Genomic DNA, 21,874 nt, shown 5'->3' with positions numbered 1-21,874 from the left:
GAAGCAGTCCGAACGAGATGTAGACACCAAAGGCGATCTCCAGAACTGAAAGGACTGTCTGTAAAATTGCGGTCCGAGTCGGACCTAGCTGAAATTGGCCGATGAATATCAACAGAAGAGCTATTCCGATGAGTAGAACGAGAGGTATCAGGTATCCATCTCTCGAAATTAGGAGGGATAGGATCTTACGAATCTGGATATGTAATCGCTGAAGACGGAACGAGAGCCACCGTCGGCTTCGACTCATTGGGTGCTAGTGTAGATAGCATCTACTAGTAACAAAGGGATCGAACTCACGCGATAGTCGCTTAGAGAGGTTCTCTCTGCATGAGCTGGGTCAGTTTTGTCACGTTTCGAAAAAGGCGCTACTATTCAGTTCGACAGGTACTCTCGCTGCTCGGCGTTCTCGATCAGTTCCTCGTTGTACGCTTCTCCGTCCTCGATCTCGTGATTCGCGATGGCAGTTCGTACAGAGCGCGATCACGTTCTCGGGGTCGTCAGCGCCACCGTCAGCACGCCGATAGAGTTGGTGGACTTCGAGGTACGGGTCGCCACTCTCGGTGACGAACGGTGCGTTTTCCTCGCAGCCGTGTCAGAGGCCGTCAGCGTGCGCCAGTGCGTAGTCTCCAACGGCTTGTAACCCTGAGTACCTATCCCGTGTCGATGTCGACAAGCGACGTCGTCTGGGGTGGGCGTCTATCTGACGAGGCGACTGTCGCCGAGATAATCCAGCGTGAGCGTCACGGGCTACGCGTCGGCGAACGATTCGACCCGTGACTCCAGCTCGGCGATCCGCCGTTCCTGTTCGAGCGCGATCGCCATCCACACCGGCGCCAGGGGGTCGGAATGGTTGAGATTCCCGGCGGCGTCGGCGTGATCGCGGGCATACACGAACAGCTGGTCGAATCGGGACTTGTTCCGTCGGCGAAGCGTTCGTCGGTACGGGCTCCAATCCTCTTCGATCGTTGCCAGCTGGTCCCGATAGGTCGGATTCGTGCGGCCCATTACTGGATCCCCGGCGTGGCCGACGTGCCTTCGACGGTCGCTCCCTCGTGCATCCGTGCGCGATGTTCGAGGACCTCGCGCCAGTACGCGAGCGTTGTCTGCATCCAGCCGTCCTCGATGTGGTAGACGAGCGTCTCCGTGTCGCCCGCAGCGTCCTCGAAACGCGGTCCGAAAGCTGTCTCCCGGCACTGGAGGTGCGTCGTCGCGGACCGGCACAGCGGCCGCGACAAGTCGTCCTCGCGACAGCGTGTTACGATGACCGGCACGTCGTGGACGCGAGCGACGCGCGCGACCGACGCGATCGCACGGACGAACATCCGCTCCGCGAGTTCGCCGTCGACGTCGGCGGCGCGATACATCCCGTCGAGTCCGGTCGCGACGACGACCGATGGCGACTCTCGGTCGGCCAGCCGGCCGGCCAGCCGGTCGAGGAGAGCGGTGTGCTGATGGGCCGTGAACCCGCGTGCCACCTCGATGCGGTCGAGCACGCGATCGGCCGGTGCGAGCTCGCGGAGGCGCGTCGTGTTCGCGCTGTTCGCGCCGTCGACCCAGAACGCGGGTCCGTCGCGACTGAGCACTCGGTCGAGAAGGAGCGCCTGGACGGGTGTGACACCGAGGTCGTCGTCGACGTCGACGAGTGTGACGCCCGGAGCGAGGTCCGGGAGATCGGCGGTCGGTCGCCGGGAACGAGTGTGCATGGTAGCGTAGAGTGGCAGATACGCAAAAGGGGTGAGCCATGGACGGACGGTGAAAGTGGAAGTGGTATTCACCAGGACTACGGTCGCTATCAGATTGGTTGGTCTTTCAATCAGCTTCGTCAGGCTCGGGACACGGAACTGGTGTTCAGCAACGCGATCGGTAGCGGTGACGCGAAGAGCAATGACGACGCTCAACTGTTGATCTCGCTCCAACCGGCCCCGTGCTTCATTACCTGTCACTCGAAACTCGCAATCGTTCAATGTCGGGAGAGACAGTTGCAGGTGTAGATTGGGCGGGCGGAAAGTGGCTCGCGATCGTATTAGAGGACGGCGTTCAGGTGGCGTGTCAACGCAAGAAGCATCTCTCGTCGGTCTGGAAGTCAGACTGGAATTTTGATCGAATCCTGATCGATGTACCGATCGGATTACCTCACGACGAGGAGACGCTCAAAAAGCGCGAAACGCTCGACTCAGCTGCGCGTTCTGTGACGAGACGACCCGGGTCTGTCTTCCCCGCGCCTTCGAGGGTCGCGTGTGAAGCGGCGAAAGAGGGTGACGACTACGAGCCGGTCGCGAAACAGAATCAGGACGATATCGGCAAGGGACTCAGTAAACAGTCCTACCACATCGCCGCCGCGATCGGGGAAGTCGACGCGTTCCTCGGAGACAACGTGGCAGCAAGAGAGGTCGTGATCGAGTCGCACCCAGAGGTCTGTTTCCGCGGGTTGCTCGGGGAGCAGCTAACGCACTCGAAAAAGACAGCTCAGGGGATCGGTGAGCGGCTCAGAGCGCTCGACGGTCATCTCGAAGATCCGAGTGGGGCGTTCGGAGATATCTGTCGTGAGCTCGATGAGGAGTCTGGTGATATCGACGTCGACGACGTGGTTGACGCCCTCGGTCTTGCTGTCGTCGCGTCTTATCCAGAGGAGGAAATCAAATTTTTGCCACACGACGAGGAGTACCGAGACGGAGCAGAAATTCCGATGCGAATGGCCTACTGGAGCGAAGACTCGCCGGTGTGAACATTACGGGCCGACCTCGACGAGCGGAGGGAGGCGCCCGAAAGCCGTAACACTACACACGCTCCAGCACAGCGTCGCCTATCGGATGCTCAACATCGAGGAGGGCCACACCTTCTACGACGTACGGAACCGACTCCGACACGCGTGTATCCAGATGACTGAACGGGTCTACGTCCACATCGATCGGGTGTAACATTCGGTATCGTCAGTCATCTCCCTCAGTTTGGTCAAGCGGTAAGTCATCTCGATGAACGATAACGAGCTTTGAATCCACCTCTTGAACCGTTTCTATCCGTTCAAGTATCGTACGTGCGGTGTCGAGCTCTGGTGGTTCCTCAAAGCTATCATCGTCAGTTTCCGCCCGGTGTTCGCATTGAGCAATATAGAGTTTAAATCGAGTGTCGGTTCCAACAGTGATCCAGACGGCGTCCCGTGAGTGAGTGAGTTGCTCTTCCCACAGTCCAACGATGTCTTGGATCTCGTTTCGATATTTTTCAGGGCTTCTAGGAGTCTGTCCGGTGACTTCCTCAACGATTTCATCGAACTCTTCTCGACTGGTTAGCGGTAAATTCTCCCAACCGTCGGCGGCGCTTCGCTCGATTTCAATTAGTCGGTTGAGGTCGTTAAGTTCGTCGCGATCAACGACGATAGGGTATCCTGGTCCGTACGTATCCCTTGGAAACCTCTCTTCGGTCGTGGCCTCGTTTTCATTGGTGGAGGAACTATTTGAGATAAAGATATCGCGAATCCAACTCATTAGCCAAGCCGACGCACAGCCGATACATCAATCTTCTGTTAAACGGAGTAATAGCAACCCATCGGGTCCATAATCCGCGATAGAATGTCTCGGAGTGGAGGCCGCTATCGCTTGGCAGCGGGCTTGACCGAGACGCTGATACGCGCGTGCGTTTCAGAACAGCGCACAGGGATTCTCCCCGGGGGCGCTCGCGTCGGCGTGATCCATCGCTGGTAATCGCTCCGTCACCTATATACTCGCGGTCATGTGTGGATTGAACATCACATGAGCCAAGCGACGCTTGGAAGCGGTCCCTATCGGAACTCCAATCTCTTCTCCGGGTACTATCTCGACGAGCGCGTCGCCGATCTTGACGCGTGGGACTGCGATGTCGAGGCGCAGGAGGCGTTCGATGAGATCAACGACCTCTGGCAGAAAGAGGCAGCGCTTCTCGACACGTACAATGAAGATGATCTGATCGACACGTGGATCGCTGAGATTCTCGACATCCTCGGTTTCGACACGATCTCCGAGGCGACGCTCCCCGACGGCGGCGGGCACGTCGACCGGCTGCTGTACGAAGACGACAACGCCCGACGGGAGGCGGCGCAACGACGTGCCGACGGCGACGTTGACGCCATGTTCTCCGAGGCATCAGCGATCCTCGAAGCCAAACAGTGGGACGCCAACTTCGAGCAGCGCTTCGCCGAACAGCGGTCGTACCGCGACGCCTCGCATCAGATCAAGTACTACCTCGAACGGACGCCGAGCGATCTGAAGTGGGGCGTGCTCACCGACGGGAAGAAGTGGCGGCTCTACGGGACGAAGGACTACGAGACGCAGACCTACTACGAGGTCGACCTGCCGGAGATTCTGGAGAGCGGTGACCTAGAGGCGTTCAAATACTTCTTCGCGTTCTTCCGGCCGGAGGCGTTCGTCGAGCACGCGGGGAGCTCGTTCCTCGACGACGTGTGGACCGAGTCGGAGACGGCCGCACAGGAGCTCGGCGAGGACCTCCAGGACAACGTCTTCCGAGCGCTGCGAGTACTCGGGAAGGGGTTCGTCGAGTCGAACGACCTCGATGTCGGTCCGGAGGGCGACGTGGACCGCGACGAGCTGAAAGAGCAGTCGCTGGTCCTGCTGTACCGGCTGATGTTCGTCCTCTACGCCGAGTCGCGCGGGCTGATCGACCCCGACGACCCGGACGCGAGCGAGGAGTACCACGAGTACTTCAGCCTCGAAGCGAAGCGCGAGGAGATCCTCGACGACGTGGAGGGCATGGACGTCGAGTCCGGCGAGGCGTTCACCGAGGAGTACAGCCGGTTCTCGACCTCCATCTGGGGCCGGCTCTCGGAGCTGTTCGAGCTGATCGACGAGGGCGAGGAGGACCTCGACATCCCGCCGTACAACGGGGGGCTGTTCAGCCGAGAGGACCACGCGTTCCTCACCGAGTACGAGGTGAAGGACCCGTACATCGCGGAGGTGGTCTACTGGCTGTCGACGACCGAGAACGACGAGGGCGAGGACGTGCCGGCGGACTACGCCGACCTGGACACGCGGCACCTCGGGTCGATCTACGAGGGGCTGCTCGAACACGAGTTCCGGATCGCGGACGCGGAGGGCGTCGCGGCGGTCTCGGAGGACGGCGGCCAGGTGTGGAAGCCGGCCTCGGAGGTCACGGCGGCGGAGGCGGTCGAGATCGTCGACGAGGGCGGGCTGTACGTCGTCAACGACGAGGGCGAGCGCAAGGCGACGGGGGCGTATTACACGCCGGACTACGTGGTCACGTACATCGTCGAGGAGACGGTGGACCCGCTGATCGCGGAGATCGACGAGGACCTCCGCGAGCAGGGGCTCGAACCGAGCGACCGGGAGTACTTCGCGGACTTCTGGCAGGAGGTGAAGGACCTCACGATCCTCGACCCGGCGATGGGGTCGGGCCACTTCCTCACGAAGGCGACCGGCTACCTCACCGAGCAGGTGATGGAGGTCGTTCGCGAGCAAGAGATTCAATCGTACGACGAGCAGTACATCCGGCGGGAGATCTCGAAGGAGTGCATCTACGGCGTCGACCTGAACGGGATGGCGGTCGAGCTGTCGAAGCTCTCGATGTGGCTGGAGACGCTCGCGGCGGACCAGCCGCTCGCGTTCCTCGACCACCACCTGAAGGCCGGAAACTCGCTGGTCGGGAGCGACATTACCGAAGTATTGGACGACGACGGTCCGGAAGAGGGTCAGATAACGCTCTCACAGGTAGTTGCCCGTGTTCGGCAGGACACCCTCGGGCACGTGATGGATCTGATGGCGGACCTGCTGGCGTACGACAACGACTCGCTGGAGAGCGTGAAATCGATGGAGGAGCTGTACGGCGAGATCCGCGACGATCCCCTGTACACGCGCCTCTTTGAGTTGGCGAACGTCCACACCGCCGAGGAGTTCGGCTGTGACGTGCCCGAGGACGCCTACGAGCAGATGGCGGGCGCGATCGAAGAGGAGGCCGATTGGGCGGAGATCCGCGAGGAGGACTGGTTTACGGCGGCACAGGCGACGGCCGACGAGCAGGACTTCTTCCACTGGGAACTGGAGTTCCCCGAGGTGTTCTTCGATTCGGCGGGCGAGAAGATAGGCGAGGCGGGCTTCGATGCCGTTGTTGGGAATCCACCATATGTGCGTCAGGAACAGTTGAAGTCGCAAAAAGAGTGGTTCTCCAGCACTTATGAGGTATACTCATCTTCCGCAGATCTGTATACCTACTTCATAGAGCAGGGACGTACGATACTCGCTCCACATAGATACCTAGGCTATATTGTCTCAAACAAGTTTACAAAATCAGAATACGGGACAGCTTTGCGAGACTTCTTGAGTACTCAAGTGACCCTCTCTGTTCTCTGTGACTTTCACGATCTCCCTGTATTTGGACCAGACGTTTCGGCCTATCCGCTTGTCATGGGTATACAGAATAGTGAGCCGGGGACGGATCACGAGGTAACAACGTTACAAGTTGAATCTCTGGATTTCGCTGATTTGGGTGACGTTATTAGTTCAAAAGCGATACCAGTGCCGCAAGAGCGTTTTAATTCATCTTCGTGGTCGCTATCGGATCCTCAATCCCTTGAGGTTCTGAATAAGGTGGAGAGTAATAGTACCGAATTATCGAACTATTTGGATGAAGATATTCTGTGGGGGATAAAAACAGGACTGAATGATGCCTTCATAATCAACAGAGAAAAGTACGAAACTATCTGTAATCGTGATTCTAGCTCATCTGACCTGATTTTTCCGCTAATGAAAGGTAGTGATGCTGAGCGATATCTTACTGACTTTTCTGAGAACTATCTAATTCGGGTCCCATCAGGGTGGACCCGTCAACAATCCGGATTAGAAGACGAAGAAGATGCTTGGCAGTGGTTCAAACAGGAATATCCCGCTATTGCTGGGCATCTATTGGAGTATCGCTCTGCTGCAAGATCCCGATACGATCAGGGAGAATACTGGTGGGAGTTGAGGCCATGTGACTATTACAATAAATTTGACGATGAAAAAATTATATATCCTGAAATATCCGATGGGCCGAGATTCAGCATTGATTTGGACGGATACTATGCTAATAATAAGTGCTACATCATCCCCTCAAAGGATTTTGAACTGGTAGGCATACTCAATTCCACAATCGGTGAGCTTTGGTCGCGAAGTAATCTATCAAGCGTTCGAGGAGGGTACCTAGAGTATAGAACAGTTCATTTGTCCGAATTTCCTATTCCGGATTTTGAGGATTCTGGTCTTGCTACCGAAGTTGAAAAAATAATCGACCTGATTGATACTCGGAGAGATTACAACACGGATCTGTTAGACCATCTTGGAACTTACTCAGTCAGTCGCGGTATCTCAGAACAAGGGCTTATTCAGCCCCCCAAGCAAGCTTCACGGTCAAGACTCAGTAATACGGCTGTAGAAAACTCAAGTCTCCGAGTCGGCACCGCCCGCGTCGTTCGCGAGTCCCCGAACACGGTTCTCATAGAGGCCACCGCTCGCTACAAGCCCGACGACGAGGACGCACACGAGACGGACCAGTGGGGCTACACGGAGACGGAGTACCTGCCGGCGTTCCGGACCACGGACCTCACGGAGACGGAGGCAGACCTGATCGAGCACTTCGTGCCGGTCGCCGTCGACGAGGCGGGCGGCTTCGCGAACTTCCGGGAGACGGCGACGAAGACGAACTCGCTCGTCGATCGGCTGAAGGCGATCGAGTTGCCGGCTGTCGACGACGTGGCCGACGACTTGGAGAACTACCTGGAGACGAAGGAGCGCGCCGAGGAGCTCGACGCCAAGATCGAGCAGACGGACCAGCTCATCGACGAGATCGTCTACGAACTGTACGGGCTGACTGAGGAGGAGATCGAGATTGTCGAGGAGGCGGTCAGAATGTGAGTCAAATAACTCCTATCTGAGATATTCTTCAGCAACTTGTGACTAATTACCACTTGGATCCAATTTATCACCGCTATTCCAGATTTCATCGAAGGCGTCGGTAGCTTGCTGCACCGCATCAGGATCTCTGGTGTAAATACCGCCGTTAAACTCATCTGCAAGCTGATCCCTCGTAAGATCGGCAGATGAAACCAGTAATTCTCGATCGTCTGCGATAACCATTCGGGCATGAACTAGCTGGTGTTCATGGACGTTGCCTCCAGTTCGACGAGCCAGTTCGTTCATCACCGCATTCGCCATTTTCCGTCGCTCGCCACGGGATGAACCCGTATTAGTGAGTATTTTTATTTCAATCTCTTCATCAGATTCAGCGATATCGATCAAGTCCTCATGAAGCATGTCGATCCGTAGTGATGCGATGCGAAGTTCCTCCTCCGTAGAAGAGATCATTAATTCAGCTTTCCGTTGTATTCCACGTTTACGCTCCCACATCTCCATGGCAGGCAACGTTGAGACAAACTCGGATCTAGTTCGCTCCTGCTCTTTTTGTTTAAGATAGTTCTCCCATTCTCGTTCGAAACCCGAGACATTATATCCATGACCGATTGCAGTTAGCGAATTCACGGCAAAAGCTGGCAGCATAACCGCTCCATGGAAGCGCTTCTCTTCAGTATAGAAATCGTTGCTACCTAACTCGTCGAAACTGGAATCTTCAATATGTTGGTTGAAATTTTCACAGTAATTAACAAGATCTTCTTCAATCGTAGCGGCTACTCCTTGTGGAAGAGAATAACTGCGATGTTTGGTCGAAGCCTCCAATAGTTGACCTGCTGAAATAGTTGCGCCATCGATTGTTTTGCTTCCACCTTCCTCACCAATCTCCGATACAATCTCTTGCAACCACTTTTGAGTCATGTCCTCATATTTATTATAATCTAATTCCATGAGTCCAAGAATCCCTGGGACCCCACTAATGGGTCTTCTTATTGGGTTTTGTTCTGGGTGATAATTTTTGATAAAGTAATCCCGAGCCCTTTGGGTCGCCTCTGAATGAGGTGCGATATGTACGAGAGAACGGAATAGATTTGCATGGTCATTTCCAATACGACCCGAAAACTCTTGCTTCTGTTTCTGTATTTGGAGGACCAGTTCAATATGATCACTACAGTTCTCCGGCTTCTGATTTTCAATAAATAGCCTGTATAGTGGTGTGAAAATCTTACCGTACTCTACCAGTAAGTAATCAACAAGATCAGTACTTAGTTCCTCTCCAAATCTTTCCAAAAATGTTGTCGGCTTTTCACTATCAAAGCGACCTAGAACCCAAATAGCTGGCGCGTGGCGTATCTTATACTCTCCGACTTCTGAATAAAAGTCTTCCAAATTCTCTAATGTCTTCGTGATAGTCGGCGAGCAATCCCGTAGCTTGTCCTCATTCATCTTAACATACTATTGAGGGGTTGGTTGAATTATTCTTTTCCTTCCCTATTCATCGACATCAATCGCTAACTCGATGACAAGTACCAACCTATCCACTTGTCCCTACCGAAGCGCCCGACGCCCAAACACGGCGACGAGCAGCGCGATCAGGATCCCACCGATCAACGACTGAACGCTCGCGAGCAGCTGCGTAGTCGTAGTAACCGGTTCGATGCCGCCGTAGCCGAGCGTCGAGAAGGTGACGGCGCTGAAGTAGATGTTGCCGATAAGGCCGGGCGTCTCGCCGCCGATCACGATCCCACCGACGATCGAGTAGATCGCCGCGAAGACGGCGACGACCGCGATCGAGGTGCCGATGACGCGGGCGGGGCTCTCGCCGTAGAGCATGACCCACCGATACGTTGCGTGCTTGAACCACTCCCAGTACGAGCGCGTGGCGAAGGCGCGCTTTCGGCGGGAGTGCTGCTCTCTCACGTAGGGTTGCGCAACGTCGCGTGGCCGGCTGTTCTCGCGCTGGAGGCGCTGTCGGATGCGGTACACGCTGGTCGCTTTCTTCAGTCGATTGCCGACTTCTCGCCGGTCCTCCGTATCGAGGCTGCGATGGCGCCGGAATCGTTTGATGGCCTGTCGGACCTTCGCGATGGATCCAGAGGGCGGACTCGCGTCGGCGCTGCGAAAGCGCGACTGAAGTACCTGACCGCTCCGTACTGCGAGAGCGATCTTGTCCTTGAGCGATATTGGTGTAGTCATCTTTCCGTTGAGGGGACGCCACGTATCGCAGGGGTCAGCCTCCCGTTCGTACACGGTCTGCTCGCTGAAGACTGTCTGATCGTTGATCGACATCCCCTGAGGCTTCGTATCGTACAGCCGTGCGCCTGTGAGATTGGCGCCATCGAATTGGCTATCTTTCAGAGATGCACCCTCTAAGTTCGCTCCAAGAAGGTCAGCGTCGGCGAAGTTCGTGCGGATGGCAGTTACGTCTGTAAGCGAGGCCCAACGCAGGAGGGTATCTTTAAAATCGGCGTCGTGGAGGTCAGCACCGGTAAGATAGGCATCGGTGAGGTCGGCATGTTGAAGGTTGGCGTCAGAAAGGTCGGCATGTCGGAGGTCGGTGTTAATAAGGATAGTATCCATGAGATGGGAGTTAGTAAGGTTGACCTCGTAGAGGTTGGCGCCAGTAAAGTCAGCACCCGCGAGGTTTGGGTTGGTGAAGTTGACACCGAAGAGATCAGCGCCAGTAAAGTCAGTACCCACGAGGTTGGCACCACTCAGGTCTGCACCCCGAAGATCGGTGTTGGTAAGATCGGCCTGAGGAAGATCTGCCTGCGAAAAGTTGGTCTTGAAGAGGTTGGCGTTGGGGAGTTCGGCCGTAAAGAGATTAGCATTAGTGAGGTCTGCCTTGTAGAGGTTAGTACCGGTGAGGTCAGCTTGTAGGAGGTCGGCATTAGTGAGGTCGGCATACTTGAGATCGGCATTGGTGAAGTCGCTACATCCGAGGACTGCATTAGTGAGGTCGGCTTGTATGAGATTGACGTTGGTGAGATCGGCGTCAAAGAGTACAGTTTTAGAAAGATCAGAATCTCGGAGATAATATCCATCTAATGAAGAATTGAGATTAAATTCGATTCCGGCCAGCACTGATCCATCGAGTAATTCACCACACGGTTGTGTTTGGTCTCTAACCTCAGCGTCGACCAAAGATTGCTGCAACGCTTCCACGGACTTTTCACCTACTTCGTCGGGATCAGAGTGCCAAACACACCGACTTGAGTCCCGATAGGTGGCGCGCCAGCAACAACTCTGATGATCCGGCCGGTCGCCCACTTTGTGATCTCCTGGCCACGTATACCCGCACTTCCCTTCTGGAACCCCGTTCATCCGTTACCCAAACCCGGCCCACCAGCCGGGACGCGTCGCATGGGGCGGACGGAGCGCGGGAAGCGGACGGATCAGCTTGGCGTCGACGTAGCCAGCGAGATATCCCGCGCCCCGCGTTGTGATCGACCAGTGGTCGTCGAGGTCGCCGCGATCGTCGTTGGCGACCCACCCGGCATTCGCTAGGATGCGGAGGCGGGTGCGGACAAATCTACGGCGGAGGTGGAGATCGTGGGATATCTCCCACGCTGATGCCGGGTCTTCGCGACTGAGATACTCAAGGATATTCTCGTCTTCCTGCACCATCCAGTTTGCCGATTTTTTGTACATAATTCGAGTTAGACATGAGCATTTTCGTCGCCGTTCTCGGCCTCGGATCCCTCGTCGATGGACTTCGCGTCGAGCTCACCTTCAAGATAAGATTCCCCAGCTGGTGTGATCGAGTACACCCCGTTTCCGAGTTCTTGGACTAGTCCGTGATCCTTCATCCGGTTCAGACGCTTGGAAACGCCCGACTTTCCGATATCAATGTACTCGTGCTTAGACAGCGGAGTCGGTGAGGTAGGGCCTTCGGCGCTCATGATCTCCAAAATCCGATCGTCCCAGATAGTCATCCAATCTGCGCTCTTCCTCATAGACACGAAGTTTCCGCGAAGAAACTTTGTTCCCCCTATATGTGCTTGTGAGACACAATAGGTCCCATAGGACTCTTCGTTAACTATAAGATACTTCGTTTCTTTGCGTGGACCACGGAGCCCGAGTGAGAGACTCTCGGCAGTGTGAGAAAATGTAGGATCCCGGTCGCGGCGTTACAGCGCCCGACCGGGTCGGGTTCTGTGCTGAAACCACAGAACCATGCCAATGAAGGCAACTGCGGGGCTTAAGCCCTGCGCGACGGCTGACGAACTGAGCGGACGTAACCACGGCTGCGGTCTCTGCGAAGCGCCGGCTGACGGCTACGACGCGGCGTACGGCGGCGCGCTCTGCGAGGAGTGCGCGGACGCGTTCGGCGACCTCCGCAGCGACGTGCGGGAGGTGCGCGATGAGTAGCGCGACTCAGGGGGACGTCCGCGAGAGCTACGTCGACCTGACGGGCTTCCAGCGCGACATCCTCTGGCAACTGACGCGCCTCGACGGCGACGTCCACGGCCTCCGGATCAAGGAGTCGCTGGGGGAGATGGGCTACGGCGAGGTCAACCACGGCCGCCTCTACCCGAACCTCGACACGCTCGTCCGGAGCGGCTTCGTCGAGAAGGGCGAGCTCGACCGCCGGACGAACGAGTACGAGCTCACCGACGAGGCGCTGGAGCTGCTCGCCGACCGCCAGTCGTGGGAGCGAGGTGACGAATGAGGTTCACCCGCATCGCCGACGGCGAGGCGACCGCGTACACGGTCGGCGTCGAGCGCCTCGACCCCGACGCGGACCCGGAGCTGGAGCCCGCGGGCTACCACTCCCCGCAGCTGCTCTACGCGGTGATGACCCCCGGTGCGGTCGTCACGGACTACGACATCCACCGGCTCGCCCGGAATCTGCCGGGTGACGCGAGCTGGGTGACCGCGGAGCTCCGCGATCTCGACTACGACGAGCTCGACGCGCCGGAGGCCGACCCGTGAGCCGGGAGGTCGACGTCGAACTGCGCTCGTCGCACGGCCGGCACGTCGAGACGGTTGACGTCGGCGTGCTCGCGACGGACTCGGCCGCGGTCGACATGGCGCGCCGGCAGGCGGGCATCCCCGCGAGCGAGTTCGACACCGGCGAGGTGGTGGCTCCGTGACCGGGAAGCTGTGGGAGTGCCCGCAGTGCGAGCGGCTCGTCAACCGGTTCGTGAACGGCGGCACGTGCCCGAACTGCGGCCACTACTCGGGCCGGTCGTTGGTCTGTCTGAACCGGGGACCATGACGAGCAGGCAGGCACCGGAGGAGATGTCGGTGCGGAAGGCCGCACAGCGGTACCTCCGACGTCGGCGAGCCGATGCCACGGAGGCGACCGTGAAGTCGTGGAAGTACCGCCTCAAGCTCTTCGTGGAGTGGTGCGAGGGCATCGGCCTCGACCACGTCGGCCAGCTCCGCGGCTACGACATCGACGAGTACTACGAGATCCGCAGCGCGAAGGTCGCGCCGTCGACTCTCGAAGGCGAGATGTGGACGATGCGGATGTTCGCGGAGTACCTCGAGCAGATCGACGCCGTCGAGGAGGGCCTCAGCGACTCGGTCCGCATCCCGGACATCAACCCGGAGGACCGCGCCGACGAGACGAGCCTCTCGACGCCGGCGGCGATGCGGCTGATCGAGCACTACCGCGCGTCGGAGCAGGACCGCGCCAGCAGGGCGCACGCGTTCCTGGAGCTCGCGTGGTACACCGGCGCCCGCCAGAGCGGGCTGCGGACGCTCGACGTCCGCGACCTGAACGCGCGCTACGAAGACGGCGAACAGAGCTGGGTGGAGTTCCGGCACCGACCGGACACGGACACGCCGCTCAAGAACAACCGGCGGGGTGAGCGACCGGTCGGGGTTCCCGACGAGGTGGCTCGCGTCGTCAGCGAGTACATCGAGGGGAAGCGGTTCGACGTCCGCGACGAGCACGGCCGCAAGCCCCTCTTAGCCAGCGCGCAGGGCCGGCCGACGGAGAACACCGTCCGAGTGTGGAGCTACGGCGCCACGCAGCCGTGCGTCGCCGGAGGCTGTCCGCACGACAAGGATCCGAGCACCTGCGAGTGGACGCAGTACGCGCACCTGAGCAAGTGCCCGTCCTCGAGATCTCCGCATCCGATACGGACGGGGTCGATCACCTGGCAGCTGAACCAGGGGATCCCGCCGGAGGTCGTCGCGGAGCGGGTCGACGCGACGGTGAAGACGATCGAGAATCACTACGATTGGGCCTCGAAGGAGGACCGGTGGCGGCGGTACCGAGACCGGATGGAACAGCGACAGGACTACGTCGATCAGCTGACGGAAAACCAGAATTTCGACAATGAACTCAACTGAGCGGAACGACGCGGGAGAACAGTGTGAGCCGGTTACGCAGACGGCTAAATGTACATCGTGCCGGCCCATTTTCACCCCACTTCGCAACGACGAGCGCTAGCGAGGAGTCCGTAGTGGGGTGAAGCTGCCGCCGGGCGAATTTGAATCAGGGAGCAACTCTCCGATTTGCGACCGTGATTCAATATTCGTGCCGGCCCACTTCTCCCGCATTTCACCCAGCTAGCGACCGCGTTCGGGTGGCCGTAACCACGCCCTCGCGAGCGAAGCGAGCGAGGGACGACGAGTCGCACGCCCGGGAAGCGACCGACGGGAGCGACCCGGACCGTCTCGTCCGTATTCGAATTCGCGCCGGCCCACGTCTCCCGCATCCGTCTGTCGACCCCGCAGCGACGCCTCGCCGACCCTGGGCGGCTCGGTCCGCCCGTTTCGAACGCGGTCTCACGCTCCGCTGTCCGAACTCCGGTTTTAACAACCTTCAAGTCCACCGCTAGCCGGATACAACACGAATGAGACTCTTCGCCTCGGCGTCGGACAGACGGCGGGGGATCCTCGCGGTCGTCGCCGTCCTGCTCGCGTTCGTGGGCCTCTACCTCCTCGTCCGGGAGTACTTGGGGTTCATCACGAACGCCGAGGCCCTGCGGGTGTGGCTCCGGCAGTTCGGCGTGCTCGCTCCGCTCGTGTTCATCGCCATCCAAGCCCTCCAAGTGATCGTCGCGCCCATCCCGGGGCAGGTCGTCGCACTCGTCGCCGGCTACCTCTTCGGCCCCTTCTGGGGCACGGTCTACAGCGTCACCGGCGTCCTCATCGGGAGCGCCATCGCCTTCTCGCTCGCGAAGCGGTACGGCCGGTCGTTCGTCGAGGACGTGCTTCACCCGGACGTGGTCGCCCGCTTCGACGAGTTCGTCGACACGGTCGGCGTCCCGGGGCTGTTCGCGTTCGTCATCATCCCCGGCCTCCCCGACGACGCGATCTGCTTTTTAAGCGGTCTCACGAAGTGGAAGCTCCCCACGTTCATCGCCGTGATCAGCGTGGGTCGCCTTCCAGCGTACGTGTTCACCGTCTACGCCGGCGGCCAGCTCGCGAGCGGGCGGTTCCTCTCCGGGTTCGGGCTCATCCTCACGGTCGTCCTCGCTTCCGTGGTCGGTTACTACAAGCAGGAGGCGATCCGCGACGTCCTCGCCCGGGTCGAACCGCGGCTTCCTTTTTAAGAGGTCCCCTGACTGGTCCCGGGTCAACCCCAAGTCCACCGCCGGTCGAGGACGAACCGGTAGACCCCGCTGAGCAAGATGGCGACCGCGTTCGCGATGAGATACAGGATTCCGCCCCACTCCACGAGCGCGTAGAGGACGCCGAGCTGGATCGGGATGGCGGTCCCGCGGACGAGGTTCGTCTTCGCCAGCCCGGAGAGGTACTCGATCGTGCCCGTGTTCTGGCTCGCTTCGAACGTCCACGCGTTGTTGAACACGTACGAGAGAATGATCGTGATCTCGATGGCGACCGCCGCGCCGATCAGGTAGTTGATCCCGGCGGCGTCGACGAACAGCCAGAGCAGCCCCATCTGAATCCCCGCTGTGAACGCGCCGACGGTGACGAACCGGCGCATTTGGACGGCGATCGGTCCGCTGACGAGGTTGCGGAGGATCGCCCGGACCATCACCGATAGCCGAGCGCCTCGAGCCGGGCCTCGAGGTCCTCGTCGACCTCGTCGTCCCCGGCGGCGTCCCCCTCCCGGTCGCGGAGCTCGGCGACGTGGTCCGCGGCGATCGGCGCGAAGCGCTCGACGACGGCCAGCTCCTCGTCGGTCGGGTCCGCGGACAGGTCCTCCTGCTGGGTCGGGTCCGAGGGACGGTGGTACAGCTCCGTCTCGCCCGTGTCCGCGTTCTCGACGTACGTCCACTCGGCGTCACGGACGCTCACGAGGAGGTCGCCGTCGGCCATCGACCGCGGGATCGGCTGCTCGGTCACCTCCTCGCCGCGAACGGTCACGGAGACGACGGGCTCCTGATCGGGGTCGGCGTCCCCTCGGACCGCGGGCGTCACCGACTCCCCGCGCCACTCCGGCGGCGACTCGATGCCGAGCAGGTCGGCCACGGTCGGCGGGATCGCGTCGAGGCCGACGTGTTCGGAGACGCGCCCGCCGTCCTCGCCGGGGACGTTGACGATGAACGGGACGCGGATCAGCTCGTCGTACAGCTTCGGGTAATGCGCGAGGTGGCCGTGTTCCTGGAACTCCTCGCCGTGGTCGCCCGCGACGACGATCGCGGTCTCGTCGGCGACGCCGGCCGCCTCCAGGGCGTCGAGCAGCCGGCCCACGCTGGCGTCCACCTGTCGCACGGTCGCCTGGTACAGCGTCCGGAGGTCGCGGAGGGTCCGCTCGCCAACCTCGAGTCCGAGGCTCGTGCGGGTGTGCGCGTGGAGCATCCGGTGGGTCCCGACGAGCCCGTCGGACACCTCGCGGATGTACCGCGGCGCCGGGACGTACGGCGTGTGCGTGTCCATGTAGTGGGTCCACAGGAAAAACGGTCCGTCGGCGTCGTCGATGAACTCCGTCGCGGCGTCCTCGACGTCGAACATGCGCGAGGCATCGAGGAAGGGGCGGTCGTCGCTCTGGCCGCTGACCTTGGACTTGAGTCGGCGGAACGGCGAGGCGAGCAGCTGGATCCACGCTTCGACCGTCGGGTGGGCCGCGAGATACCGGCTGTACCGGCTCGACCCGACGCTGGTGACGAACGGCTCGAACTCGTCGAACCCCTCGGGGTACCCCCAGTGAGACGTGAGGAAGCCGTTGGCGGCGTTGAAGCCGCCGGTTTCGATCCGCGCCTCCGAGAGCACCGAAGCCAGCGTCCGCGCGCCGGTCACGCCGATGTCGTCGTTCCGGGCGAAAACGGGTTCGGACGCGAGGATCGACGGGAACGAAAAGGGCGTCCAGTTTCCGGTCGCGAACGCCCGGTCGAACGTCGTTCCGTCGTCGGCGAGGTCGTCGAGTACCGGCGAGATCCGATCGGTGTCGTACGGTGCTATCGCGTCGGCTCGCAGCGAATCTATCGTGACGAGAACGACGTTCGATACGGTCTCGTCCGCGTGTGAGGTGTCCGGTGCCATGTTATGCGGTGGGTGTCTCCGTCGTCGCGACGCCGCGGGACGGCCCGACCGGTCGGACCGCGAATTTTCGGCGGCCCGACTGGGGCGCGGATCTCCGTTGACGCGGTGAGCCGGCGGCCGGCCCGCGTCTCGTCGAGCCGCGCGTCAGCAACACGAGTATACCCCAGAGAGCGCTTGCCAACGGCTTGAGGATTTCGATCTCGGAGACGGCGGGAGCGTAGCTATTTGCCGCGGGCCCGCGAAGGGGCAGATATGAGCGATGCGACGACCGAGGCGGTCCGCGGCGTCGACGCCCTCGACGCCGACGTCCCGGGCGACGAGATTCCCGAGTCGGTGCCGGCCGAGTCGCGGGCCGTGGAGACGAACGGCGTCCGGCTCCACGTCGTCGAGGCGGGGCCGGAAGACGGGAAGCTGCTCGTCCTACTCCACGGATTCCCGGAGTTCTGGTACGGCTGGCACGAGGCGATCGCGACGCTCGCCAGCGCCGGGTACCGCGTCGTGGTCCCGGACCAGCGCGGGTACAACCTCTCGGAGAAACCGCCGGCCGTGAGCGACTACCGGATCGACGAGCTCGCCCGCGACGTCGTCGGCATCGTCGACGCGTACGGGCGGGACACCGCCGCCGTCGCCGGCCACGACTGGGGGGCGGCGGTGGGGTGGTGGCTCGCGCTCCACCACGCCGACCGCGTCTCCGAATTCGTCGCCGCGAACGTCCCGCATCCGACCGTCTTCGAGGAGACGCTCCGGAGCTCGTGGGACCAGCGGCTCAAGAGCTGGTACGTGCTCGCGTTCCAGCTCCCGAAGCTCCCCGAGGCGGTCGCCAGCGCGGGCGACTGGCGGCTGGCCGTCCGCGGGCTCCGCGACTCCAGCAACCCCGGCACGTTCGGCGACGAGGACGTTCGTCGCTACCGCCGCGCGTGGAACCGCGAGGGCGCCTTCGAGGCGATGGTGAACTGGTACCGGGCGATCGTTCGAGACCGGCCAACTCCGGAGCACACCCGCGTCGAGGTCCCGACGCTGGTGATCTGGGGCGCGAAGGACCGCTTCCTCACCAAGCGAATGGCCGGCCGGAGCGTGGAGCACTGCACCGACGGTCGGCTGTTGACCCTTGACGCCGCGACGCACTGGGTCGTCCACGAGGAGCCGCACCGGGTCGCGGAGGCGATCGCCGAGCACGCGGACCCGCTCCTGCCCGGCGCGCGCGAGTGACCTCGCCACGGACCTTTTATACCGACGGCCACCACCGTGAGGCATGACGCTCGACAGATACGCGGACGCCGTCGCCGACCTCGACCCCGCGCCGGGCGAGGTGGAGACCGCCGAGCTCGTCGTCACCGACGACGTGCTCGTCAAGGCGTTCGTCCTCGGCCCGGACGCCGCCGTCGACCCGCACGAACACGCCGACTCGACCAACGTCTTCCACGTTATCGAGGGGGAGCCGACGGTCGTCAGAGACGACGCCGAGGAGGCGCTCTCGGCGCCCGCGGTGGTCCCGAACGAGCGCGGCGAGGTCCACGGCGCGCGCAACGAGACCGACGAGCGAGCCGTGCTCACGGCGAGCCTCTGCCCGCTCCCCTGATGGACGGTGAGGTCGACCCCGAGGAGCTCGCGGCGCTTCTCGACGAAGAGGACGGAGCCGACGGCGACGCGGACGGGAGCGAGGACGACGAGGGCGGTCTCCGGATCGTCGACATCCGCGACCGGCGGGCGTTCGACCGCGGCCACCTCCCCGGCAGCGAGTGCGTTCCGTTCCCCGAGCTGACGACCCGCGTCGAGGGCCTGACCGGCGCCTCGCGGATCGTCACCGTCTGCCCGCACGGGATCGCCAGCCGGCAGGCCGCACAGCTGATCGGGAGCTACGCCGGGATCGGGGACGCGCGCGTCGAGAGCCTCCGCGGGGGCGTCGAAGCGTGGCAGCGCGACGTCGGCGAGTTAGAGACGACGGACGGGGAGAGCGGCGAGGCCGGCGAGGCCGACGAGCGCGACGGCGGGACCGACGAAGGGCCCGACGCCCCCTTCTGATCAGGGGCGGCGCCGGCCGAACGTCACGGCGGCGACGATCAGCGCGAGCACGGCGGCGACGGGACCGAACCCGGGGACGCCGTCGTCGGTCGCGCCGGCGACGGGGCCGTTCCGCTCGACGGTGACGGTCGTCGACGCCCCGTCGACCGGGCCGACGACGCTCACGTTCGCTTCCCGATCGCCGCCGATCACGCGGGTGCCTCCCGACTCCCCGAGCGTGACGTTCCGAGCGACGGTCGTTTGGTCGCCGGAATCGAGTCTGACGGGCGCGGTGGCGACCGTCTCCCCGTCGACGCGGAACTCGACGTCGGCGCCCGCGGGGAGCCTCGCGTCGTTTCCGACGGTCGCGGTGACGCGGACCGGGTCGCCGGCGGTCACGCGCTCTGCGGCGGTCGAGACGCCGCGAACCGACGGCGGCGCGGGCTCCGAGACGACGACCGTCAGCCGCTCGCCGGCGACCCGGACCGCGTGTTCGCCGGGCTCCGCGAAGGCGCGCTCGAAGCGCACCGTGGTCTCCGCGCCCGCGTCGACCGTGCCGGTCCGCGTCGCGACCGCGTCGCCGTCGACGGTCAGCGCGAGGTCGTACTCGCCCGCGACGCCGCCGGTGTTGGCGACGTCGACCGCCGCCGCGAGCGTCTCGCCCGCGACGAGTTCCACGGGGCCGCGGGCGACGGGACGGTCGCGGTACTCACCGGTCGCCCGGACGCCGTCGTCGGCGAGGGCGTAGCCGACCTGCGCCGGCGTCTCGCCGAACGCCTCGGCGTGGGCCCCGCGGTCCCACGTCTCCGCCGTCGCCCGCGTGGTCGTCAGGCGCTCGGCCTCGGCGCGGACCGCCGCCGCGGTCTCAGCGTCGGCCCCCTCGGCCGCGGCCGCCTCGATCGCGTCGAGGATATCCTCGTTGGTGACCGGTCCGTCAGCGGCGTTCAGCTCGCGGAGGACCGTCGCCAGCGAGGCGCTCCCGTCCGTCGCGACGCGGAGCCGACGGTCGATCTCGCCCGCGACGAGCGCCCCCTTCGTGTAGTCCGGGTTCCGCTCCCACGTTCCGGGGTCGGCGAGCACCGCGGAGGCGTCGGGGTCGCGCTCGCCGCGCGCCAGCGTCCGCTCGAACTCCTCGAAGTCGGCGGCGCCGCGGTCGAGCGCGAACAGCGCGGCGTAGTAGGTCGCGCTCGCCTCGGTGATCCACCGGCCGCTCGCGTCGGTCCGGTACGCTTGCCGGGTGTGGACGTACTCGTGGGTCCAGACGTCGGTCGCGGTACCCGCCGGCTCCGCGTCCCGGACCCACAAGTCGGCGTCGCCGACCTGGAGCCCGCGGACGCCCCACCCGACGTCGCCGGTGGGCGCCGCCACCGCGAACACCGTCTCGTCGCGCGCGCCGACCTGCAGCGCGGTCGACGCCGACTCGAAGACGCCGAACACCTCCTCGGGAGGCGCTTCGAGGTCGGCCGCCGCGGGGACGATCAGCCGGTAGCGCTGGCCGCCGGCCTCGCGGACGTGCTCCTCGTAGGGGCCGAGGAACGCCATCGCCTGCGATGCGACTCCCTCGCCGTCGACGGCGTTCTCGCGCGTCAGCCGGACCTGTCCGTCGTACCGGCCGGTGTACGACCAGCTCGCTCTCGTCCGCGGCGTCCGGACCAGCGCCCACTCGCCCGCGTCGACGAACCGGTAGGAGCCGCGGGCGCCGAGCGGGCCCGCCTCCTCGACGGTGTCGTTCGCGTCCATCGCGTAGGTGAGCGAGGGGGTCGCCGTCTCCCCGTCCCACGCCCACGTCGATCCGTCGGCGCCGGCGTCGTCGGCCGGCTCGAAGCCGTCGGCCTCGACCGCGGCGTCGTTCGCGCTGAGGAGTGTCACTCGAAGCTCCGTGACGCGGTCGGGGATCTCCGCCCGCGTCGTGACCCCGACCGTTCCGCGTTCGTCGGTCGCGAACAGCTCGTTTCGCAGGCGGATCGCGTCGGAGTCGTCGGCCTGAGCCGTCCGAGCGGCTCGGTCGGCGGCGGACGAGACGCTCTCGCCCCCGTCGAGCGACGCGGGACCGACCGATCCGTGGGAGACGTGCTCGGCAGCGCCCGCACGCTCCCCGACCGCCGCGCTCCCGGCGGCCGGCAGCGCGGCCGCGAGCAGCATCGCGACGAGGAGGACGGCGAGAACAGACCGAACCGCGGGATCCGACCCCGACCGTGTCATGGATCCACCACCGTGCGACGCCGACAAATGCCTGTTCCTCTCGGCGGGAACACGCGTCGCTCCCGAGCCCGGACGCGAGACATAAAAAAGCCGATCGACGAGGGGGGGAGAGGGAGCGTGTGTCGTCCCTCCACGCCATAATTCGCCTTCGAGAGACATAGTTATAATCCGCATACCACCGGTCGCGGCGGACTCGCGTCCGCGTCCACGGACCGCGTCAGATCCCGTGGATCCGGGCGGTCCAGAAGTCGCGGAAGGCGTCTTCGAGGGCGGCCTTCGGCTTCCCGGTCGCGTCCGAGACGTCGGTGACGTCGGCGTGGTCGCGCACCTCGCCGAGCACGCTCCGCTCGCCGACGAGGATCACGCGGTCGACGTCG

At 62.5% G+C, this 21,874-nt stretch carries 23 protein-coding genes and 2 pseudogenes; 13 read left to right on the top strand and 12 right to left on the bottom strand.

Annotation, left to right across the window (positions count from 1 at the left end; genetic code table 11):
• Nucleotides 1–346 precede the first annotated feature (346 nt).
• The 3 genes and pseudogenes from DJ73_RS20570 to DJ73_RS02120 all read right to left on the bottom strand — a co-directional run.
• Nucleotides 347–502: pseudogene (locus tag DJ73_RS20570) on the bottom strand (hypothetical protein); the annotation flags it as partial.
• Between the two features lie 245 nt (nucleotides 503–747).
• The gene (locus DJ73_RS02125; protein ID WP_094557172.1) at nucleotides 748–1,005 is read right to left on the bottom strand and encodes a hypothetical protein; all 258 of its coding nucleotides are present in this window, start codon (nucleotides 1,003–1,005) and stop codon (nucleotides 748–750) included.
• A complete protein-coding gene (locus DJ73_RS02120) occupies nucleotides 1,005–1,703 on the bottom strand; it encodes a hypothetical protein (protein WP_094557171.1) in 699 nt (232 codons plus the stop codon). The genes DJ73_RS02125 and DJ73_RS02120 overlap by 1 nt, the downstream gene beginning before the upstream one ends.
• A 260-nt stretch (nucleotides 1,704–1,963) precedes the next feature.
• Here DJ73_RS02120 and DJ73_RS02115 point away from each other — a divergent pair, with 260 nt between their 5' ends.
• On the top strand, nucleotides 1,964–2,725 hold the full coding sequence (locus DJ73_RS02115; protein ID WP_094557170.1) for a DUF429 domain-containing protein: 762 nt from the start codon (nucleotides 1,964–1,966) through the stop codon (nucleotides 2,723–2,725).
• Nucleotides 2,726–2,762: 37 nt separating this feature from the next.
• Nucleotides 2,763–2,918, top strand: a pseudogene (locus DJ73_RS20785) (site-specific integrase); the annotation flags it as partial.
• A 12-nt stretch (nucleotides 2,919–2,930) separates the two neighbouring features.
• On the opposite strand, the gene DJ73_RS02105 reads toward DJ73_RS20785, so the two are convergent.
• On the bottom strand, nucleotides 2,931–3,482 hold the full coding sequence (locus DJ73_RS02105; protein ID WP_094557169.1) for a hypothetical protein: 552 nt from the start codon (nucleotides 3,480–3,482) through the stop codon (nucleotides 2,931–2,933).
• A 264-nt stretch (nucleotides 3,483–3,746) separates the two neighbouring features.
• Between DJ73_RS02105 and DJ73_RS02100 the strand changes: the two genes are divergently transcribed.
• Nucleotides 3,747–7,892 carry an Eco57I restriction-modification methylase domain-containing protein gene (locus DJ73_RS02100; protein WP_094557168.1) on the top strand — a complete coding sequence of 1,382 codons (4,146 nt, stop codon included), beginning with the start codon at nucleotides 3,747–3,749 and terminating at the stop codon, nucleotides 7,890–7,892.
• A gap of 42 nt (nucleotides 7,893–7,934) precedes the next feature.
• Here DJ73_RS02100 and DJ73_RS02095 read toward each other — a convergent pair whose 3' ends face one another.
• The 4 genes from DJ73_RS02095 to DJ73_RS02080 form a co-directional block, all read right to left on the bottom strand.
• A complete protein-coding gene (locus DJ73_RS02095) occupies nucleotides 7,935–9,332 on the bottom strand; it encodes a phospholipase D-like domain-containing protein (protein WP_094557167.1) in 1,398 nt (465 codons plus the stop codon).
• Nucleotides 9,333–9,434: 102 nt separating this feature from the next.
• A complete protein-coding gene (locus DJ73_RS02090) occupies nucleotides 9,435–11,051 on the bottom strand; it encodes a pentapeptide repeat-containing protein (RefSeq protein WP_176451056.1) in 1,617 nt (538 codons plus the stop codon).
• Between the two features lie 162 nt (nucleotides 11,052–11,213).
• A complete protein-coding gene (locus DJ73_RS02085) occupies nucleotides 11,214–11,513 on the bottom strand; it encodes a winged helix-turn-helix domain-containing protein (protein WP_094557165.1) in 300 nt (99 codons plus the stop codon).
• A 32-nt stretch (nucleotides 11,514–11,545) separates the two neighbouring features.
• Nucleotides 11,546–11,788 (bottom strand): hypothetical protein, encoded by a 243-nt coding sequence (locus DJ73_RS02080; RefSeq protein ID WP_254921568.1) that lies wholly within the window; start codon nucleotides 11,786–11,788, stop codon nucleotides 11,546–11,548.
• A 280-nt stretch (nucleotides 11,789–12,068) separates the two neighbouring features.
• Between DJ73_RS02080 and DJ73_RS20060 the strand changes: the two genes are divergently transcribed.
• From DJ73_RS20060 to DJ73_RS02055, 7 genes are all read left to right on the top strand, one after another.
• Complete coding sequence (locus DJ73_RS20060; RefSeq protein ID WP_094557163.1) at nucleotides 12,069–12,257, top strand: hypothetical protein; 189 nt, start codon at nucleotides 12,069–12,071, stop codon at nucleotides 12,255–12,257.
• A complete protein-coding gene (locus DJ73_RS02070) occupies nucleotides 12,250–12,558 on the top strand; it encodes a helix-turn-helix transcriptional regulator (protein ID WP_094557162.1) in 309 nt (102 codons plus the stop codon). The genes DJ73_RS20060 and DJ73_RS02070 overlap by 8 nt, the downstream gene beginning before the upstream one ends.
• Nucleotides 12,555–12,821 carry a hypothetical protein gene (locus DJ73_RS02065; RefSeq protein ID WP_094557161.1) on the top strand — a complete coding sequence of 89 codons (267 nt, stop codon included), beginning with the start codon at nucleotides 12,555–12,557 and terminating at the stop codon, nucleotides 12,819–12,821. The genes DJ73_RS02070 and DJ73_RS02065 overlap by 4 nt, the downstream gene beginning before the upstream one ends.
• Nucleotides 12,818–12,982, top strand: coding sequence for a hypothetical protein (locus DJ73_RS20055; protein ID WP_176451055.1), 165 nt, complete (start codon nucleotides 12,818–12,820; stop codon nucleotides 12,980–12,982). Before DJ73_RS02065 ends, DJ73_RS20055 begins: the two co-directional genes overlap by 4 nt.
• Nucleotides 12,979–13,107, top strand: a complete 129-nt coding sequence (locus tag DJ73_RS20780) for a hypothetical protein (protein WP_254921567.1) — start codon at nucleotides 12,979–12,981, stop codon at nucleotides 13,105–13,107. Before DJ73_RS20055 ends, DJ73_RS20780 begins: the two co-directional genes overlap by 4 nt.
• Nucleotides 13,104–14,192: a site-specific integrase gene (locus tag DJ73_RS02060; protein ID WP_094557160.1), complete on the top strand. Its 1,089-nt coding sequence runs from the start codon at nucleotides 13,104–13,106 to the stop codon at nucleotides 14,190–14,192. Before DJ73_RS20780 ends, DJ73_RS02060 begins: the two co-directional genes overlap by 4 nt.
• A gap of 506 nt (nucleotides 14,193–14,698) precedes the next feature.
• Nucleotides 14,699–15,400: a TVP38/TMEM64 family protein gene (locus tag DJ73_RS02055; RefSeq protein ID WP_094522631.1), complete on the top strand. Its 702-nt coding sequence runs from the start codon at nucleotides 14,699–14,701 to the stop codon at nucleotides 15,398–15,400.
• Nucleotides 15,401–15,423: 23 nt separating this feature from the next.
• On the opposite strand, the gene DJ73_RS02050 is transcribed toward DJ73_RS02055, so the two are convergent.
• On the bottom strand, nucleotides 15,424–15,846 hold the full coding sequence (locus tag DJ73_RS02050) for a GtrA family protein (RefSeq protein WP_094522633.1): 423 nt from the start codon (nucleotides 15,844–15,846) through the stop codon (nucleotides 15,424–15,426).
• The gene (locus DJ73_RS02045; RefSeq protein WP_094522635.1) at nucleotides 15,846–17,294 is read right to left on the bottom strand and encodes a sulfatase; all 1,449 of its coding nucleotides are present in this window, start codon (nucleotides 17,292–17,294) and stop codon (nucleotides 15,846–15,848) included. The genes DJ73_RS02050 and DJ73_RS02045 overlap by 1 nt, the downstream gene beginning before the upstream one ends.
• Before the next feature lie 252 nt (nucleotides 17,295–17,546).
• On the opposite strand from DJ73_RS02045, the gene DJ73_RS02040 reads away from it, so the two are divergent.
• From DJ73_RS02040 to DJ73_RS02030, 3 genes are read left to right on the top strand one after another with little or no spacing between them, the layout of a single operon-like run.
• A complete protein-coding gene (locus DJ73_RS02040; protein ID WP_094557159.1) occupies nucleotides 17,547–18,503 on the top strand; it encodes an alpha/beta fold hydrolase in 957 nt (318 codons plus the stop codon).
• A 43-nt stretch (nucleotides 18,504–18,546) separates the two neighbouring features.
• Nucleotides 18,547–18,873, top strand: a complete 327-nt coding sequence (locus tag DJ73_RS02035) for a cupin domain-containing protein (protein ID WP_094522639.1) — start codon at nucleotides 18,547–18,549, stop codon at nucleotides 18,871–18,873.
• Nucleotides 18,873–19,316 (top strand): rhodanese-like domain-containing protein, encoded by a 444-nt coding sequence (locus DJ73_RS02030; protein WP_094522641.1) that lies wholly within the window; start codon nucleotides 18,873–18,875, stop codon nucleotides 19,314–19,316. Before DJ73_RS02035 ends, DJ73_RS02030 begins: the two co-directional genes overlap by 1 nt.
• On the opposite strand, the gene DJ73_RS02025 is transcribed toward DJ73_RS02030, so the two are convergent.
• Nucleotides 19,317–21,497, bottom strand: a complete 2,181-nt coding sequence (locus DJ73_RS02025; protein ID WP_254921566.1) for a PGF-CTERM sorting domain-containing protein — start codon at nucleotides 21,495–21,497, stop codon at nucleotides 19,317–19,319.
• A gap of 217 nt (nucleotides 21,498–21,714) precedes the next feature.
• A partial coding sequence (locus tag DJ73_RS20050; protein WP_275542249.1) for a Vms1/Ankzf1 family peptidyl-tRNA hydrolase occupies nucleotides 21,715–21,874 on the bottom strand: 160 nt, incomplete at its 5' end.

Source organism: Halorubrum sp. Ea1 (assembly GCF_002252965.1).
Classification (GTDB): Archaea; Halobacteriota; Halobacteria; order Halobacteriales; family Haloferacaceae; genus Halorubrum.
Note: the sequence above shows the minus strand (reverse complement) of the source record. Positions and strands in the feature narration are given on the sequence as shown.